Source organism: Microbacterium suwonense (assembly GCF_030296555.1).
GTDB classification, from domain to species: Bacteria; Actinomycetota; Actinomycetes; order Actinomycetales; family Microbacteriaceae; genus Microbacterium; species Microbacterium suwonense.
The window spans coordinates 2,431,875-2,447,823 of record NZ_AP027728.1 but is presented as its reverse complement, the minus strand read 5'-3'; the positions used below and the strand labels follow the sequence as shown (position 1 = coordinate 2,447,823).

Here is a 15,949-nt window from a genome sequence, read left to right as displayed (position 1 = left end):
AGAAGGAAAAGAATGACTGAGTCAAGTCCCTCGCCGAAGGGCGTCACGATTTCACGGGGTGTACTCATCGGTGGCGGAGTTGTGCTCTTCGTACTTGTTATCGGCGTGGCCGTGCTCGTGGGAATCATGATTGGCGGCAAGGACGCGCCCGCCGCCGAACCCAGCAACGTGCCGACCACTAGTTCCGAGCCTGTCGTTGCCGAGCCGAAGGCTATACAACCAGCGCCTCCTCCGGCCGAGCCAGAGCCTGAGACGTTCCGCATCGGCGACACCTTCACGACAGGGAACGTCACGCTCACCATCCACTCAGTCGAGGTGACTAACTCCATCGCGACGACCGACGGTTCCCCGCTGACGCCGGACTCAGGTGGACAGCTCCTCCTCATCAAATCGACGTACTCGAACAGTAAGACGCAGGCCGACCTGTCGTGCGGAAACACCGACCTGTACATCCAGGTGTTTGACACGGAAGAGCGGGAGATGGCCCCGGTCTTCGAAACCGCCAGTATCCCCGGAAATCCCGGTTGCAATGACCACCTCCTGCAAGACACCCCGCACGAGTGGAACTTTGCATTCCAGTCCGTCGCGGGCGCTTTGCCGCTAGCCATCTCGGTAACCGAGACCGAGCAGTGGCTTGACCCGGTCTGGGTGGACATCCAACAGTAAGTGGCGGAGCGGCCAACGCCTTCCAACTCGATACGCTCGGGAGGTGACCAGCCAGTATCTTCCAGCCGGGTACCCGCCGATGCACGTGCACGACATCGAAGCGCCTGGCCAGACCGAATCCATGCGGGAGCTGCTGGACAGGGCGCGTGCGCTCACTGTTCTCGCTCATTATGCGCGACAGCCGCATGAGGGCAGTCTGGTGGCGAAGGCGAACGAGAAACTGCGAGCGGGCAAAGAGGACGGAGCCGGGCTTTTCAGTGCGTTCCTGAACGGTCGGCTCGACCACGCCTCCGCGCACGCGCACACGTTGTGCATCATCGCTTCGCATCCCGGAGGACCGCCCTACACGTCAATGGCACCCCATCAGCGCGCAATCATGGAGAACGCGCTGAGTGTGTGTTGGGTACTGGACGACCGCATAGACGACGCAGAGCGGTTCATACGTCTCGCCCAGCTCCTCATCGACGACCTGGACAGCATAAAGGGCGACCCACAACTCCCCGCTGACTTCGACTTCGATGAAGTGAAGACGAAGCTGGTCGGGAGGTACGTTGCTCGGAGTACGGTCGGCATTCGCCACGACAAGGCGAGGGCGACGGCCCGTGAGCGCGCGAAAAAGCCACTGTTGGGCCGTGCCGAACGTGCGCGGTCGCTGTTCGATGATGAGGTGGCAGCCGCATGGTACCGACTCTCGTCGGACAGTCATTACTCGCAGGCGTGGGACCAGATATTCCTGTACGGCGGGAGCGGTGTTCGCGTTGCCGGTGCCGACTGGGACATGGAGATGCCGGGGGTAAACCCACGGCAGGATGCCATCCGGAACTACGCTGCGACACTCAGAACGTTAGACCGGCTGCTTGCGGAATCTGCTCGTGTCCTGGAGTTTTCTGAGCACTGACAAAAAGGTTTGAGTTCTGACTTGACTCCGTACCGGTTGATGCGGTACATTGTCAGTAACAACTCAACAGCACTCTCTGGTGGAAAGCACCTCTGCATGAGGTGTCGGGCAACCAGCCCGGCAACCGCCACGTCGCCACCCAACACCGGGTCTCATCAGGCAACAGCCTGCGACATCTACCAGAGAGGAGTAGCCAAATGGCTACCAGCACTACCGCCCGCAAGGGCAACAACAAGGCCACCGTCAGCAACGGAGGCGTTTCGTTCACGTATGGACAGGCGATGGCGCTCATGCGCCAGTTCGAGCGGGCGCAGCAGGAGGACGTGTTCTACACGTTCATGCCGCAGGTTGAGCAGTCACAGGAAGCGGCCTGCCTCCGTGGCGGCCAGGTCAGCCGGTTCGTCCCGGTCGCCGAGCACAGCACGCTGACCGGCAGCACCGCAGACAACTACCTCATCGAGTCGGACAACCTTCCGGCTCTCATGGGGTACATCGCGTCGGGTGCGCCGAAGGCTGATGTCATCTACATCGACCCGCCCTACAACCGTCAGAAGAACGACCTGACTTACGCGGACACGAAGAAGGCGCGCAAGGAACTCACTCTCGGCGACGACCACGCTCCGTGGATGTCGTTCATGCTGCCGCGCCTTGTGCTCGCCCGTGAGGCCCTTCGTGACACCGGCGTCATCATCGTGCATATCGGACGGCACGAGGATGCCCACGCTGTGATGTTGCTTGACCGTGTCTTCGGACGGAAGAACCGCCTCGGGCAGGTCACGTGGGCGGGCGGCGAGTACAAGGGGACCGCTCGGTTCGTCTCCAACGAGTGCGACTACATGCACATCTACGCGAAAGACCGTGACGTGCTGGAAACGGCTGACCCGGAGTTCATCGGGCAGAACATGAGCGGCTTCGTAGACGACATCAAGCAGCGAGGCGCAACGGTCGAACTCGGCGCGATGTTGGGCAAGCGGGCGAACGGTAAGGCATGGTTCGACTACCCGAAGCACCGCGAACTCCTCGGGCGCATCCTTCCTGCTGTCGTGCCGACCGCCCGCCGCGACGAGTCGAAAGCGGAACCCATCCGTGTGCTGGATTTCTTCGCAGGTTCCGGTGCGACCGGGCACGCCGTGCTTGACCTCGACGCACGCGAAGGCGAGTCTTGGCGCTTCACGCTCATTACGAACAATGAGGGCGGCGAGCAGAATCCAGAGGACGGCATCGCGCGTGTTGCGACAGCGAAGCGGATGCGCGCTGCCGTGACGGGGGAGTGGGTACGCAGCACCAAGAACACTCGCACCTACGACGCGAACATGCATTTCTTCGAGCACAGCTTCGTCGATGCAGGCGAGGCCGAATCCTCAACCCCGTGGGCTGAGGTGGCGGTGATGGACTACGTATCTGAGTACCGTCGGCTTTACGCGCTCATCGTCAACGAGGGCGATTTCATCCACGACCTCAATGTCGTTGCGGACGACATCACGGCCTCCCTTCTCAACCTTGTGAAGGTGGCGTGATGAGTTACGAAATCATTCGCTGGTTCGAGTTCGACTCCGCCGCGCTGTCTTACAAGTTCGAATCGCGTTCAAGCAACACTTACCCGGAGCACCACTTCTCAACCGTCAAGGACCAGTACACGCCGGAAGAACTTGCTGAGAGCATGTCAACGTACGGTTTCACGCTGGAGGAGGCGTTCGTCTACGAGGCCATCATCGTGACGTTCCAGTACGCCGCAGCCGAATCGAGCGTGCCTGCTCGCCTTCGTCGGGCGCTGGGAGCTGTCGAGAGATGCATCAAGGGATGGATGCCGGACGCGCACGTGTACAAGGCCGGGAAGAATCTCCATGTGCTCGGCGACAACGTGCCTGCGCTGGTGAAGATGTGCGTGGATGCTTTCATGCGGTCCTACGGGAACCTACGCGGCGAGATTGAGGATGACCGCTACGTCATCGAACGGTGGCCTGGCAACTACATCTCCATCTACAACTTCGTGCTAGGGTCTGGCCTCGAACAGGCGCGTATCTACGGCAGCCGAGGTCTGGCCGAGGCGGCGATGAAGAAGCGCTCAAGGAAGTTGTACACCTCCGAGATGAGAGTCGTGCCGTACCTCAGTGCACTCGCATCTCAGAACGGCACCGCGTTCTGAGCGTCCCGCGCGACGTGCCACAACAGCCGCACCGCCAACTGCGTGGTGCGGCTGTTGCCGTCGAGTTCTTCAGCTAGGTCGTACGCGTCGTTGGGATGCGACCAAGCGCGGTCAGCGAACCGTTCGAGTTGCTTCCGCGCGTACATCATCGACTCATTGGTGGTGTCTGACCAGTTGTGGTTCGGTCGCGCCTCAATCCACCACCACTCCAGGATGTCGCCGAACGTGGACGCGTATTCCGGGTGTGGAGGAGGCGATGCGGCCGCGCGTCTCATCAGTTCGGCCTTCAGCACTTCCTCGGCGTGCTCGGGTGACCGTCCGAAACGGCGGACTTGCATCACCTTCTTGCGGACAGGGTCATGCAGTCGCGCTTGCGCAGCCCAACGCCCGTCAGGGGCTTGATGAGTGGAGATTTGTCCCCACTTGCCCTCCTCCAGCCGTTCGCGTGCCATCTACCCAGACTATCCTCCGCACTTGACTTTGTACCGCTATGAGGGTAAAACGGTACAAAGTCAAGTGCGTCATGAACGTCCCGTTCAGCCAGCAGATTCTGACAGCGGGAACTGGCAGTGACGGCCACCGGCACCGAGCGCACGGCAGCCGAGCTGACGAAATCGAAGGAAAGAGGCAGGGTATGCAGAGCACCAGAATGCTCATCGACTCCACCACGGTGGCCGTCGCGGCGCGAGGCCACCTCACGCTCCCCGCCGCGCTGCCGATGCTTGCCGACACGGTGGAAGGGGACGGCGTCTACTACTCGCCGAGCGCCCTCGACCAGCTCCAGCATCTTGACCAGACCAGGGATGTGACCATCTACTTGCCCGCTGGTCAGGCCCACGCTGCCGACTGGTTCCGCAACCAGGGCTTCACCATCGGACGCACGCCGTTCGACTTCCTGGTGAAGGATGCCGACGCGGTCGTGCTCCCCGAGCACCGCGAAGGTGGGCACCCCGCCGCACTCCGCGTGCCGGTCCTCCACCTCGGCGAGGTGAGCCTCTAAATGCGCATCTCCTACTTGCGGGTGTCCACCGCCGACCAGACCCTCGCCTCGCAGCGGCTCGCCATCGAGAAGGCGCTCGGCGAAGCCCCCGAGCGTGAGTTCGTCGACGAAGGTGTGTCCGGCCGGGTCATGCAGCGCGAAGGCCTCGACGCGTGCCTCAACGCTCTCCGGGAGCACGATTCGCTACATGTGTACAGCCTCAGTCGCTTGGGAAGGTCCAGCGCAGAGGTCATCCGACTCGTACAAGAACTCACCCGACCCGTCGAACAGGGCGGACGCGGCATCATCCTCCGCTCGGTCACTGAAGCACTCGACTCCTCCACACCCACCGGCCGAGCCTTCATCGGCATCCTCGCCGTCGTCTTCGAGATGGAGGCCGAACTGACGCGCGAACGGACGCTCGCAGGCCTTGCGGCCGCTCGGCGTGCTGGCCGCGTTGGCGGGCGCAAGCCATCGCTCACGCCGCGCCAGAAGAAGCAGGCGCTCTCGTTGTACGAACAGGCGGGGGAGCGACCCATCGACATCGCTGACACGCTCGGCGTGTCCGAGCGCACTGTATGGCGTGCCATTCGTGACGCCCGAGCAACCCGCGCGAAGGTCCACGGCAAGGAGGCGATGCCGGTCTGAGTAACTTGGTCATCATCGAGAGCACCATTCTTGCCCTCGCTGCCCGAGCGCTCGGCGAATGGCAGCCGCGCCAGCTCCACCGCATCGCCGCGCTCACTGCGCACGGTCAGCTCGGGGAGCAGGGTGGCGTCATCTTCAACAGCGAAGCCCTCGCCGAGGTCGAAGCACTCCAAGAAGCCGGGTACCGCGTCGGCGTCTGGCGACCTGAGGGGGGCGCTCCGAGAGCATCACGTTCTGGGGGAGTAACCGTCTCACCGTCTATCGAGGTTCACTGAGGGGAACCGTCGAGATGCAACAGCATCAGGCCGCGTTCGTGCTCACGCCAAGCAACAAGCACCGCAGTCTGCCCGCCTACAGAGAGCGTATGACTACCGGAGGTCTGCTGAACTTCCCTCCGCGCGCCGTGAACGCGGCGGTCGGCATGCTGAGAGGGGACTTCTACGCGTGATGGACTAGCGGTCATCGTCGACCAGGGCACGAGGATGGACTGGGACCGAGCCGCCGCAGCCGGATACGCGGCGGTCATTCTGCTGCCCGTCGGGCGCATAACCCAGAGCACCCGCGAGCTGACCGCCGAGGCCGAACGCGCCTTCGGGAGCGAGAGCGTCGTCTGCGCGCAGCGCGGATTCACGCCCCAAATTCTCGCCTCGGCCGCCGGTTGGCTCCGAGAGCAAGGGGCCGAGCGCATCGAACTGCGCGCCGACCCTCGCCACTGGGATGAGGCACGGGTTGGTATCTCGCTCTCGCGAGTACCAGGCATCCTCCTTCATGACCTCACGGGCGTCCCCTGGGATGCCGAAGCGCGCGAACTCCGCCCCCTCACCACCAGCACGCTGCTCATGGTCGCGGCAGACGCCGTCTTCACACCCATCTGCGAGCTGGGCTTCTTCGAGGAACTGGTTCTCGAAGAGGCAGGCGGTTGGGAGCAGCGCGCCATCGAGCAGTGTCGAGCAGTGAACGGCTGGGAGCGTCGCCTCGTGATGCTGCACTCCGCCCTCCGACCGGCCATGACGGTCATCCTCGCTGAACCGGGAGTCCGGCCCATGCATCGCGCGGCCACTCGCATGCTCAACGCCGTGCCTGACCGAGGGTTGCGGGCACGTCATACGTTAGGAGAAGCGTGGACGAGCGACGCAATCGTGAATGACGCGGCCCGCGTCGTCGAGACCACGAAGGCGCGCAGTGGCCGCGGGCCGCAGCGCATCGTCATCGTGGTTAGGGAGAGCACTGAGTGGGTCCACGATGCGCTCTCCCGCGCAGCCTGGATGCTCGATGAAGCGCGCGTCGAAATCATGAATGTGGACCCACAGCTCGGGCTGCTCGAACGGCATGTCACGGCGTTCTGGAGTGAAGAAGATGCCGCAGCTCACGCCGCGAACTTGGCAGCCATCCTCGCCGAGCGGGAGAGCACCGAACCCTTCTGACGGCTGTCGCTATGCTTCGACTATGACAGCGCGCATCCCCGTCCTTGCCAGCCTTGCGCTGTCGTCTTTGCTGCTCGCGGGGTGCGCGCCGCAATCAAGTGAAGTCCTGACCCCGTCGCAGTCTCAGACAGCGGACCCGACGCCCGCTCCAGAGGAGACGCAGATTCCGGAGGAGGTCACCGGCCAGCCTGGTGACCCTCTGACGGCTGAGGAGGCGAAGCAGCTCAACGGCCAGCGTGGTACATTGCGTCCGTATGAGATGAATGACGGCTCGTACGTCGTCATCGACGTGAAGCAGCCGCTCCCTGAGCCAGTAAAGCACGAAGTCGCTGACAGTCTGGGCAGCGTCGGCAACGACACCAGCAGCGCTCTTGGCCAGCTTGACCGCGAGACTTCGACCGGGAAGACCATCATCATGGTCCGACAGATTCACTACAGCTCCGCTACCGGCGGGGATTTCTTCGGTTGGCACGCGGCTTCGTACGCCAACGGGTTCCCTGGATTCCAGGGAGGCGATGCATCGAGTGTGGCTTCCCAGGCACAGGCTTGGGCTAACTCACAGCGTGACCCCGCTCAGTTCGAGGTCATCGTCGTCAACAACTGAGGGCATGAAGAAGCCCCGCTGAGAATCTCAGCGGGGCTTCTTCATGCCCTCATGCGGGCTTACCCTCCGCAGGTTCCGGCGCTCGCTGTACCGGACGAGCCGTAAGCGCTGTCGGCTTGACTTGTCATCCGTGCCGGGCGGGAGAGCACCGGACCCTTTTAACGGCTGACGCTATGCTTCGACTATGACAGCGCGCGTCCTTACCCTCGTCAGCCTTGCGTTGTCGGCTCTCGTGCTCACAGGCTGCGCGCCGGAAACGGAAGCGGGCGCGGCCCCTGCACCAATCGCATCCTCGACCGTAGAAGCCACACAGGAGCCAGTCACTGGCCAGCCTGGTGACCCTCTGACGGCCGAGGAGGCGAAGCAGCTCAACGGGCAGCGTGGGACGCTACGCCCGTATGAGAAGAATGATGGTTCGTACGTCATCATCGACGTGAAGCAGCCTCTCCCTGAGCCAGTGAAGCAGGAGGTTGTCGAGGAGATGGGCAGTGTCGGGAATGACATTGGTAGTGTCACGCAGAGCATGAACGACCAGACTACTTCCACCGGAAAGACGATTGTTCTCATCCGTCAGGTCCAGACTTCTAATGACGCTGGGCAGAACATCACGACATGGGCGGCCGGTTCGTACGCTAAAGGATTCCCGATTGGTATTCAGGGAGGCTCGGCCGAGGCCGTCCTTGCGCAGGTCCAGCCGTGGGTGGACGCACAGAATGACCCGTACCTTGAAGTGGTAGTCGTCTACAACTGAGAACATGAAGAAGCCCCGCCGAGTCTGACTCGGCGGGGCTTCTTCATGTTCTCAGTTGTTCTTAGCCTCCACAGCTACCAGCAGTTGCTGTACCGGAGGAGCCATATCCGCTACTGGCCGTCACGCGCCCCTGGGCTGGCAGACAACTTGATGTCATCGAGTTACCGGCCATCGTCGTGGAGAAGGAGGTTCCACCTGTTGTGGTGCCGACCCAGCTGCTCCAGAAGCCGCCGTCATTCTGACGGATGCTGGCGCTGTAGGAAGTAGCGTAGGTCATGCTGTTCCACGAAAGGGTGTACGAGGACAGGTTCGAGGCTTCTGCACCAGTACGGCAACGGGTACGGGACTGCTGCACGGATAGGTGACAGTTGCTAGTCACGCCGCCAGTGCGACGGTCGTGTTCATGATGGTCTCGAATTCGATGGGCGTCAAACGCCCGAGAGCTGCCTGCCGGCGTCGCCGGTGATAGGTGCGCTCGATCCAGGTCACGATCGCGATGCGCAACTGCTCACGGGTGGCCCACGACTGCCGGTTGAGGACGTTCTTCTGCAGCAGAGCGAAGAAGCTCTCCATCGCGGCGTTGATGCTCCTATATCTGTCAAGCCGCGATTTGGAGAGGTGGTCGGGATTCGCGGATGGGGCGCATCGCGGCCCAGATTTCGCGGGCGAGGAGTCGTTTCAGACACCGGATGATCTCAGACTTCGTCTTTCCTTCGGTGATCCGGCGGGCGACGTAAGCCTTGGTGGGTTCGTGGTGCTGCATGCGAACGATGACGACACGGTAGAGCGCGGCGTTCGCTTGCCGGTGACCGCCCCGATTGAGCCGGTGTCGGGTGGTCATCCCCGACGATGCGGGGATCGGGGCGACACCGCAGAGCCTGGCGAACGCGGCCTCCGAACGGATCCGTTCCGGATTGTCGCCGGCGACGATCAGCATCTCGGCCGCGGTGTCAGGACCGACCGCAAAGGCTTTCGCGAGGTCGGGAGCGATCTGCGCGGTCAGCTCTGCCAGGAGCTTCTCATGCCCGGAGATCTCGGCATCCAGTACTTCCCACCGACGAGCGATCGACCGCAACGTGTGCTTGGTCGACGCGATGATCGTGGTCACCTGGCCCGGACGAAGCGCCGCGCAACGGTGAATGAGCGCCATCTTCGATAGCGGCTGCAGCTCCTGACGCAGATCATCAGGGGCATTCACGATGACCTGCTTGAGGCTGATCATCGCGGATGTTCGCGCCTTGACGGCGATGTCCTTGGCGACCTTGATCTGACGGATCATCTCCACGGTTCCGTCAGCTGACTTCGGGATGGCCGTGGCCAGGCCCGCGAGAACTGCCCTGGCTGCATTCTCGGCATCGATCGTGTCGGACTTGCCTCGCAACCGCCGGTCGCGACGGTCCGTTCTCATCACCTCCAGCGTCCCGATTCCACGACGGCGCACTGCGCCGGCCAGGCCTGCGCCATAGGAACCGGTGCCTTCGATACCGAACGTGAGCTTCCCACCGAACGACTCGCCCCAGTCGATCAGCTGACCGTATCCACCGGAATCCGCCGCGAAAGACCGGCGATCCAGGACCGCGCCGAGCTCATCGATCGCGACGGCGACGTGGACGTGTTTGTGAGTGTCGACGCCGACAACGACTCGACGGTGAGGGGGACATGCTGCATGCTCATAGTGCTCGCTCCAACCAGATCAGGACAGGGTGAGTGACACTGGCCGGTCGGGTGGACGGGACTGTGATGGGACTGTTGCGATCAGGCTCCTATGAGGTCACGCCCGCCCGGCCAGCACCACGAAGGTGATGCGCCTCCTGACGGACGACAGATCAACAGCAAGGACACCCAGACTTCGAGGTCAGTCGTCAGCAAGAGTCAGGCCGCCAGGAGGTACTCGACACTCTCACAGTCCCCGGCCGCGGCCACGCGGCCCATTGATCCGACCAGGCGGTGACGGGTCAGCGCACGCAGGAATTTCCGGCTCCGAAATTGAGACCCGCGGTCGGAATGTATGACGCAGCCGGCGACGTCTCCACGCATCTGGACCGCGTTCTCGAGTGCGCGGACGGCGAGGCTCGACTTCATCCTGGAGTCGATCGAATACCCGACGATCTTGTTGGCGAACACATCCTTGATGGCGCAGAGATAGAGCTTGCCCTCCGCGGTCCTGTGCTCGGTGATGTCGGTCAGCCACAACTCGTTCGGCCCGTCTGCGGTGAACTCGTGCCGTACTCGGCCGTTCTCATCGGTCACGGTGCAGAGGTCGTCGTGGACTGCAGGGCCGGGCTTCTTGCCGATCTTGCCGCGTTTCTTCCCGAATATGGACCACCAGCCGTTGGCTGATGTGATCCGCCAGGCGGTCCGATCCGACATGGGTTCCCCGGCGTCCCCCGCCTCGTCGGCGAGGAGCCGGTGTCCGAACTCGGGATCGTCCTTGTGCGCGTCGAACAGCGCGTTCGCGCGATAGGCCTCCACGATCTCGCCCGCCGCGACGGGGTTCGCGAGCCACCGGTAGTAGGGCTGGCGGGAGAGCTTCAGTACCCGGCACGTCACCGTGACGGGGATCCCGTCGGCGGCGAGCTCTGTCACGAGCGGGTACATCATTTTCCCGGCAGATGCGCCTGCGACAGATAGGCTGCCGCACGCCGCAGCACCTCGACTTCCTGCTCCAGGAGCCGGTTGCGCTTGCGCAACTGCCGCATCTCCTCGCTCTCCGAGCGGGTCACTCCGGGTTGCTCGCCACCTTCGATGCGGGCTTCGCGAAGCCACTTGTCCAGCGTGCCGACGTGCACGCCGAAGTCTTTCGCGATCTGCGCGAGCGTGACATTCGCTTCACGGGCCTGCGCCACACGAACGACATCGTCGCGGAACTCCTTGGGAAACGGCTTGGGCATGATGACATCCTTCCAGGCCAGCCCTCCGGGCTAGCCAACTCAGATGTCACCTATCCGTGCAGCAGTCCCTACCGAAGTCACCATTACAGCGGAGGCTTGCACCGGTCGGCGTGCTCGGGATTGGCGGGTGGCTGAAGCTTGCCGACATCGAGACGGTGCGGGAAGCGGATGACACGCTTGCTCCTGGCCCGGAGACACCGCTGGCGCTTCCGGTGCAGTAGATGGTGCCGCCGCCCAGGGTGCGGGTTGCGCTGTTGGAGTACGTTCCAGCAGAACCAGAGTAGACCGAGATAGTGGCGGAGGCAGAAGTGGTGCCGCCAGTCCAGCGGGTGTATGTACCGCTGGGGCAGGAGCCACTGGCGCTTGCAGACCAGGAGGTGGAACGGGATGCGGAGGTGTTACCTACCCAGTAGGAGCCGACGTTGCCGTGGTTCACGTTGCCAGGGTTCACGCTCAGGCTGACATTGGTCGGCTTAGGCGGGATTGCGGCCTGGACGCCAGTGGTCTGGGTGCTCACGTTGCCGGAGTTTGCGAACACGCCGACACAGCGGGCCTGCACGGAGCTTCCGTACCAGCTACCCCATGTGACAGAGATTGCGCTGGTGCTGAAGGTCGGGCGGCCGTTCAGTCGGGTGCCGTCGTTCGGGGCGAACCAGCCCTGCCAGACGCCCTGGTTGCCTCCAGCGCCGTCGTTACGCCACTGGTACTGGACGGTGGTCGGAGCGTCGCAGGCGGCGCTCATGCCGACGCGGGTGCTGGAGCCGTGGGCCTGGCCGGTACGGAACGGCTGCTCCAGTGCCAGGCTGGCCGGGGTTTCCATGGATGCTCGATGAAGCGCGCGTCGAAATCATCGCCGTGGACCCGCAGCTCGGGTTGTTGGAGAGGCACGTGACCATGTTCTGGAGCGAGAAAGACGCCGCAGCACACGCCGCCAATCTCCACGCCATCCTCGCGGAGCGGGAGAGCACCGAGCCGTTCTGAGGTTGCCATTATGCTTCGGCTATGACTTCGCGCGCGCCCGCCCTTGCCAGCCTAGCTCTGGCGGCTCTCTTGCTCTCAGGGTGCACGGCCACGCAGTCTCAGACGGCGGAGCCGACGCCTGCGCCGGAGGAGACGCAGATTCCGGAGGAGATTACTGGCCAGCCTGGCGACCCGTTGACGGCTGAGGAAGCGAAGCAGCTCAACGGTCAGCGTGGAACGCTACGCCCCTACGAGAAGTCGGACGGCTCGTACGTCATCATCGACGTGAAGCAGCCGCTTCCCGAACCGGTGAAGCAGGAGGTTGCTGAGAGCATCGGCAGTGTAGAGAACACCGTCGGAAGTTCGGGGCAAAAGATTCTTGAAGAGTCGGCGTCAACTGGCAAGACCATCATCCTCGTCCGTCAGCTTCAGACATCTAATGATGCTGGGCAGAACATCACCACTTGGGCTTCTATGTGCGACGCTCGCGGTTTCCCTCTTGGTATCCAGGGCGGTTCTGCGGAGGCTGTTATCGCACAAATCCAGCCCTGGGTGGACTCCCAACGCGACCCCGGTCAGTACGAAATCATCGTCGTCAACAACTAAGCCGAGACCACTGAATCCGAAGCCCCCAGGTGTCCGCCTGGGGGCATTTTCGTGCGCGCGAGAAGAAGACCCCCGTTCGCGCCAGAAGACGGGTATGAGCACCCTTACCCCTCTCACAGAACTTTCCGACCGCGACCTCATGGAACAGCTTCGCGCGAACCCCGGCAAGACCCGCCTCGTCCGAGAGGTTGAACGCCGCACCGGCGCAGTCATTCAAGCGGCCGTTGCCACCTTCGAGGACGCTGAAGCTGCCTACTGGGAAGCACTCCACGAGGTCACCCGCATCACCGCTGTCGACTACTTCCTCGACCAGTTCTGCGCCGAGGCCGCTAGTCAGGAGCCGGGTGCCGTGCTCCGGAAGTTCGCGTACGGCCGCAGCCGCAGCACGCCGGTGCACAGGGCCGGACTCGTCGGTGAGAAGCAGCGCAAAGATGCTGCGTACGGCAACCGCGCCATGAGCATCGACGCCGCCCGCGAGGCGCACGGTTTCGACCTCTACGCCCCCGCCGAGCCGCTCAGTGATGTCGAGCGCGCGTGGAACACGCGCGTCATCCGCGAGTCCTTCCAGACCATCGCCCGCGAGCCGAGCGCGGCGACCGGGCTGCCGGTTCTCACGGAGAAGCAGATTGCCGCCGTCCTGACGCTCGGCAACCTGCACCGGGATGACGCACTCCCCGAGATGAACAAGCACGACGCCGCCGCGAAGACCATGCGCATCACCCGCGCGACTTTCGAAGAGCACCTGTGCAAGGCGCGAGCCGCCGCCGCGAACCACCCCGTTCTCTCCATCGCCATCTTCGAACTGTGTGGCGGGGAAGACCGGAACGAGCCGCACACCGCGATGGCGGTCGCAGCGTGACCCCTCGTGCGATGCAGCCGGAAGAAATGGCAGCGCTCATCGAGAGCCTCGGACCGCTCCACCTGCGCCCCGACGGTGTCACGCTCGTACACCGCGACGGCGGAGTCTTCCGCCTCGACGGCCCGACCGTGCGGCGCTTCGTCGCCGAAGAAGTCTGGAGGCCGATGCCCACGCAGGCTGTCGGCAAGGCCATCGAGATGCTCGCAGACCGCGCGCTCGACGTTCGAAGTCCACCGCCTGAAGCGGAGTAAAAATCCCTCCCGAACCGTCTCGGGAGGGATTTGTCGTACACGAGAAAAACACCCCCGTTCGCGCCAGAAGCAGGGTATGACGACGAAAAAGCACACCGTGCGCCTTGAAATCCCCGACCTTCACGACAAGCAGGAGAACTGGCTCCCCGCTTGCATCTACACCTGGGCTGACCGCTGGGGCTGGGCCACCGACCTGCGCATCCGCCGCACCGCCACCGCCATCGAAATCGAAGGCGAGCCGCTCAGCATCAACGCTGGCGAATGGGAGCGCACCTGGGACATCGCCCTTCACGAAGACACCTGGACTGCACGCGCCGAATACGGCATCCGCCTCACCGCGCTCGGCAAGAAGGCCGCCACCGTTGTGAAGACCTGGGCCGCTGACGGCCTCCACGAGACCGAGTTCGAGTTCACCTGCGCCGAGGTTCCGTTCACACCCGCCCTCGGCTACGGCTGGGACTGGCAGCCCATCCCCGTCGCGAAGACTGACGGTCCGTCCTGGCTCAGCGAGCCGCGCCACGGGCAGCGCGAGAAGCCCTGGGAGCGTCTCGACCAGGCCGTCAGCCCCGTCGTGTTCGCGAAGGCGCTCGGCTTCCTCACGTTCCAGTTCCCCGGCGAAGAAGAGACCATCATCTTCGGCGAGAACGGTCGGTACGCGGGCGTCGTCCGCTCCGGCGAATGGGTCGACATCCACGGCCTGACTGAAGACCTGGAGGATGCGGAAGCGCGGTTCGCAGCAGCACGTGCCGCCAGCGCCAACATCTTCGCCGAAGCGCTGGAAACGCGCGGTGAGCGCGACACCATCGAGAAGCTGAAGGCGCGCATCTCGGAGAACAACTACACCGCCGAGTTCTACTTCCCCACCCGCGAGGGAGCTGCGTCCTTCGGTCTGGACTCCGAGAACCGTCCCGTTGGCTCCCACGACATGCTCACCGCGCTGGTTGGTGGCAACCGTTCGACCGCAGCGAAACTTGCTGCCCGGTACCGGGAGGGACTGCTGCACGGATAGGTGACATCTGAGTTGGCTAGCCCGGAGGGCTGGCCTGGAAGGATGTCATCATGCCCAAGCCGTTTCCCAAGGAGTTCCGCGACGATGTCGTTCGTGTGGCGCAGGCCCGTGAAGCGAATGTCACGCTCGCGCAGATCGCGAAAGACTTCGGCGTGCACGTCGGCACGCTGGACAAGTGGCTTCGCGAAGCCCGCATCGAAGGTGGCGAGCAACCCGGAGTGACCCGCTCGGAGAGCGAGGAGATGCGGCAGTTGCGCAAGCGCAACCGGCTCCTGGAGCAGGAAGTCGAGGTGCTGCGGCGTGCGGCAGCCTATCTGTCGCAGGCGCATCTGCCGGGAAAATGATGTACCCGCTCGTGACAGAGCTCGCCGCCGACGGGATCCCCGTCACGGTGACGTGCCGGGTACTGAAGCTCTCCCGCCAGCCCTACTACCGGTGGCTCGCGAACCCCGTCGCGGCGGGCGAGATCGTGGAGGCCTATCGCGCGAACGCGCTGTTCGACGCGCACAAGGACGATCCCGAGTTCGGACACCGGCTCCTCGCCGACGAGGCGGGGGACGCCGGGGAACCCATGTCGGATCGGACCGCCTGGCGGATCACATCAGCCAACGGCTGGTGGTCCATATTCGGGAAGAAACGCGGCAAGATCGGCAAGAAGCCCGGCCCTGCAGTCCACGACGACCTCTGCACCGTGACCGATGAGAACGGCCGAGTACGGCACGAGTTCACCGCAGACGGGCCGAACGAGTTGTGGCTGACCGACATCACCGAGCACAGGACCGCGGAGGGCAAGCTCTATCTCTGCGCCATCAAGGATGTGTTCGCCAACAAGATCGTCGGGTATTCGATCGACTCCAGGATGAAGTCGAGCCTCGCCGTCCGCGCACTCGAGAACGCGGTCCAGATGCGTGGAGACGTCGCCGGCTGCGTCATACATTCCGACCGCGGGTCTCAATTTCGGAGCCGGAAATTCCTGCGTGCGCTGACCCGTCACCGCCTGGTCGGATCAATGGGCCGCGTGGCCGCGGCCGGGGACAACGCCGCGATGGAGAGCTTCTTCGCTCTGCTGCAGAAGAACGTCCTCAACCGGCAGTCGTGGGCCACCCGTGAGCAGTTGCGCATCGCGATCGTGACCTGGATCGAGCGCACCTATCACCGGCGACGCCGGCAGGCAGCTCTCGGGCGTTTGACGCCCATCGAATTCGAGACCATCATGAACACGACCGTCGCACTGGCGGCGTGACTAGCAACTGTCAC

21 protein-coding genes and 1 pseudogene are annotated in these 15,949 nt (G+C 63.6%); 16 read left to right on the top strand and 6 right to left on the bottom strand.

Translation table 11 applies throughout. The features are described from left to right. Positions 1-12 precede the first annotated feature (12 nt). The 4 genes from QUE33_RS12240 (at position 13) to QUE33_RS12225 (ending at position 3,710) form a co-directional block, all read left to right on the top strand. Entirely contained in the window at positions 13-666 is a 654-nt protein-coding gene (locus QUE33_RS12240) for a hypothetical protein (RefSeq protein ID WP_286300384.1), read from the top strand. 43 nt (positions 667-709) lie between these two features. Further along, positions 710-1,564 (top strand): hypothetical protein, encoded by an 855-nt coding sequence (locus tag QUE33_RS12235; protein ID WP_286300383.1) that lies wholly within the window; start codon positions 710-712, stop codon positions 1,562-1,564. A gap of 101 nt (positions 1,565-1,665) precedes the next feature. Continuing rightward, a complete protein-coding gene (locus tag QUE33_RS12230) occupies positions 1,666-3,081 on the top strand; it encodes a DNA methyltransferase (RefSeq protein ID WP_286300382.1) in 1,416 nt (471 codons plus the stop codon). Beyond that, positions 3,081-3,710: a hypothetical protein gene (locus QUE33_RS12225; protein WP_286300381.1), complete on the top strand. Its 630-nt coding sequence runs from the start codon at positions 3,081-3,083 to the stop codon at positions 3,708-3,710. Before QUE33_RS12230 ends, QUE33_RS12225 begins: the two co-directional genes overlap by 1 nt. Here the strand turns inward: QUE33_RS12225 and QUE33_RS12220 are convergent. Further along, positions 3,689-4,162: a hypothetical protein gene (locus QUE33_RS12220; RefSeq protein ID WP_286300380.1), complete on the bottom strand. Its 474-nt coding sequence runs from the start codon at positions 4,160-4,162 to the stop codon at positions 3,689-3,691. The genes QUE33_RS12225 and QUE33_RS12220 overlap by 22 nt on opposite strands. A gap of 182 nt (positions 4,163-4,344) precedes the next feature. Between QUE33_RS12220 and QUE33_RS12215 the strand changes: the two genes are divergently transcribed. From QUE33_RS12215 to QUE33_RS12190, 6 genes are all read left to right on the top strand, one after another. Beyond that, a complete protein-coding gene (locus QUE33_RS12215; RefSeq protein ID WP_286300379.1) occupies positions 4,345-4,710 on the top strand; it encodes a hypothetical protein in 366 nt (121 codons plus the stop codon). A gap of 21 nt (positions 4,711-4,731) precedes the next feature. Then, a complete protein-coding gene (locus QUE33_RS12210) occupies positions 4,732-5,337 on the top strand; it encodes a recombinase family protein (RefSeq protein ID WP_286300378.1) in 606 nt (201 codons plus the stop codon). A 289-nt stretch (positions 5,338-5,626) separates the two neighbouring features. Next, positions 5,627-5,785 carry a hypothetical protein gene (locus QUE33_RS12205; protein WP_286300377.1) on the top strand — a complete coding sequence of 53 codons (159 nt, stop codon included), beginning with the start codon at positions 5,627-5,629 and terminating at the stop codon, positions 5,783-5,785. 391 nt (positions 5,786-6,176) lie between these two features. Further along, positions 6,177-6,761 (top strand): hypothetical protein, encoded by a 585-nt coding sequence (locus QUE33_RS12200; protein ID WP_286300376.1) that lies wholly within the window; start codon positions 6,177-6,179, stop codon positions 6,759-6,761. A gap of 22 nt (positions 6,762-6,783) precedes the next feature. After that, complete coding sequence (locus QUE33_RS12195; protein WP_286300375.1) at positions 6,784-7,365, top strand: hypothetical protein; 582 nt, start codon at positions 6,784-6,786, stop codon at positions 7,363-7,365. A 184-nt stretch (positions 7,366-7,549) separates the two neighbouring features. Continuing rightward, positions 7,550-8,116, top strand: a complete 567-nt coding sequence (locus tag QUE33_RS12190; RefSeq protein WP_286300374.1) for a hypothetical protein — start codon at positions 7,550-7,552, stop codon at positions 8,114-8,116. Positions 8,117-8,491: 375 nt separating this feature from the next. Here QUE33_RS12190 and QUE33_RS12185 read toward each other — a convergent pair. The 5 genes and pseudogenes from QUE33_RS12185 to QUE33_RS12165 form a co-directional block, all read right to left on the bottom strand. Continuing rightward, positions 8,492-8,698 (bottom strand): annotated as a pseudogene (locus QUE33_RS12185) (integrase core domain-containing protein); the annotation flags it as partial. Positions 8,699-8,714: 16 nt separating this feature from the next. Beyond that, positions 8,715-9,710, bottom strand: coding sequence for a transposase (locus tag QUE33_RS12180; RefSeq protein WP_286303019.1), 996 nt, complete (start codon positions 9,708-9,710; stop codon positions 8,715-8,717). A 278-nt stretch (positions 9,711-9,988) separates the two neighbouring features. Then, positions 9,989-10,717, bottom strand: a complete 729-nt coding sequence (locus QUE33_RS12175; RefSeq protein ID WP_286300373.1) for a DDE-type integrase/transposase/recombinase — start codon at positions 10,715-10,717, stop codon at positions 9,989-9,991. Further along, positions 10,714-11,007, bottom strand: coding sequence for a transposase (locus QUE33_RS12170; protein WP_286300372.1), 294 nt, complete (start codon positions 11,005-11,007; stop codon positions 10,714-10,716). Before QUE33_RS12170 ends, QUE33_RS12175 begins: the two co-directional genes overlap by 4 nt. Before the next feature lie 46 nt (positions 11,008-11,053). Then, entirely contained in the window at positions 11,054-11,827 is a 774-nt protein-coding gene (locus tag QUE33_RS12165) for a hypothetical protein (protein ID WP_286300371.1), read from the bottom strand. A 2-nt stretch (positions 11,828-11,829) separates the two neighbouring features. Here QUE33_RS12165 and QUE33_RS12160 point away from each other — a divergent pair, with 2 nt between their 5' ends. The 6 genes from QUE33_RS12160 (at position 11,830) to QUE33_RS12135 (ending at position 15,935) form a co-directional block, all read left to right on the top strand. Next, positions 11,830-11,988: a hypothetical protein gene (locus QUE33_RS12160; RefSeq protein ID WP_286300370.1), complete on the top strand. Its 159-nt coding sequence runs from the start codon at positions 11,830-11,832 to the stop codon at positions 11,986-11,988. Between the two features lie 21 nt (positions 11,989-12,009). After that, positions 12,010-12,573: a hypothetical protein gene (locus tag QUE33_RS12155; protein ID WP_286300369.1), complete on the top strand. Its 564-nt coding sequence runs from the start codon at positions 12,010-12,012 to the stop codon at positions 12,571-12,573. A gap of 94 nt (positions 12,574-12,667) precedes the next feature. Further along, on the top strand, positions 12,668-13,432 hold the full coding sequence (locus tag QUE33_RS12150; protein WP_286300368.1) for a hypothetical protein: 765 nt from the start codon (positions 12,668-12,670) through the stop codon (positions 13,430-13,432). A 26-nt stretch (positions 13,433-13,458) separates the two neighbouring features. Next, positions 13,459-13,683, top strand: coding sequence for a hypothetical protein (locus QUE33_RS12145; RefSeq protein ID WP_286300367.1), 225 nt, complete (start codon positions 13,459-13,461; stop codon positions 13,681-13,683). A 76-nt stretch (positions 13,684-13,759) separates the two neighbouring features. Continuing rightward, positions 13,760-14,692 (top strand): hypothetical protein, encoded by a 933-nt coding sequence (locus tag QUE33_RS12140; RefSeq protein WP_286300365.1) that lies wholly within the window; start codon positions 13,760-13,762, stop codon positions 14,690-14,692. Positions 14,693-14,742: 50 nt separating this feature from the next. Beyond that, a protein-coding gene (locus QUE33_RS12135; RefSeq protein WP_286300364.1) for an IS3 family transposase occupies positions 14,743-15,935 on the top strand; the annotation gives its coding sequence in 2 pieces (ribosomal slippage) (positions 14,743-15,027 and positions 15,030-15,935; 1,191 coding nt in all). Positions 15,936-15,949 lie beyond the last annotated feature (14 nt).

Coding starts and splice junctions, on each gene's coding strand:
- QUE33_RS12240 (WP_286300384.1), top strand. CDS start 13: ATGACTGAGTCAAGTCCCTCGCCGAAGGGCGTCACGATTTCACGGGGT.
- QUE33_RS12225 (WP_286300381.1), top strand. CDS start 3,081: ATGAGTTACGAAATCATTCGCTGGTTCGAGTTCGACTCCGCCGCGCTG.
- QUE33_RS12220 (WP_286300380.1), bottom strand. CDS start 4,162: ATGGCACGCGAACGGCTGGAGGAGGGCAAGTGGGGACAAATCTCCACT.
- QUE33_RS12215 (WP_286300379.1), top strand. CDS start 4,345: ATGCAGAGCACCAGAATGCTCATCGACTCCACCACGGTGGCCGTCGCG.
- QUE33_RS12205 (WP_286300377.1), top strand. CDS start 5,627: ATGCAACAGCATCAGGCCGCGTTCGTGCTCACGCCAAGCAACAAGCAC.
- QUE33_RS12200 (WP_286300376.1), top strand. CDS start 6,177: ATGGTCGCGGCAGACGCCGTCTTCACACCCATCTGCGAGCTGGGCTTC.
- QUE33_RS12195 (WP_286300375.1), top strand. CDS start 6,784: ATGACAGCGCGCATCCCCGTCCTTGCCAGCCTTGCGCTGTCGTCTTTG.
- QUE33_RS12190 (WP_286300374.1), top strand. CDS start 7,550: ATGACAGCGCGCGTCCTTACCCTCGTCAGCCTTGCGTTGTCGGCTCTC.
- QUE33_RS12175 (WP_286300373.1), bottom strand. CDS start 10,717: ATGATGTACCCGCTCGTGACAGAGCTCGCCGCCGACGGGATCCCCGTC.
- QUE33_RS12170 (WP_286300372.1), bottom strand. CDS start 11,007: ATGCCCAAGCCGTTTCCCAAGGAGTTCCGCGACGATGTCGTTCGTGTG.
- QUE33_RS12165 (WP_286300371.1), bottom strand. CDS start 11,827: ATGGAAACCCCGGCCAGCCTGGCACTGGAGCAGCCGTTCCGTACCGGC.
- QUE33_RS12160 (WP_286300370.1), top strand. CDS start 11,830: ATGCTCGATGAAGCGCGCGTCGAAATCATCGCCGTGGACCCGCAGCTC.
- QUE33_RS12155 (WP_286300369.1), top strand. CDS start 12,010: ATGACTTCGCGCGCGCCCGCCCTTGCCAGCCTAGCTCTGGCGGCTCTC.
- QUE33_RS12150 (WP_286300368.1), top strand. CDS start 12,668: ATGAGCACCCTTACCCCTCTCACAGAACTTTCCGACCGCGACCTCATG.
- QUE33_RS12145 (WP_286300367.1), top strand. CDS start 13,459: ATGGCAGCGCTCATCGAGAGCCTCGGACCGCTCCACCTGCGCCCCGAC.
- QUE33_RS12140 (WP_286300365.1), top strand. CDS start 13,760: ATGACGACGAAAAAGCACACCGTGCGCCTTGAAATCCCCGACCTTCAC.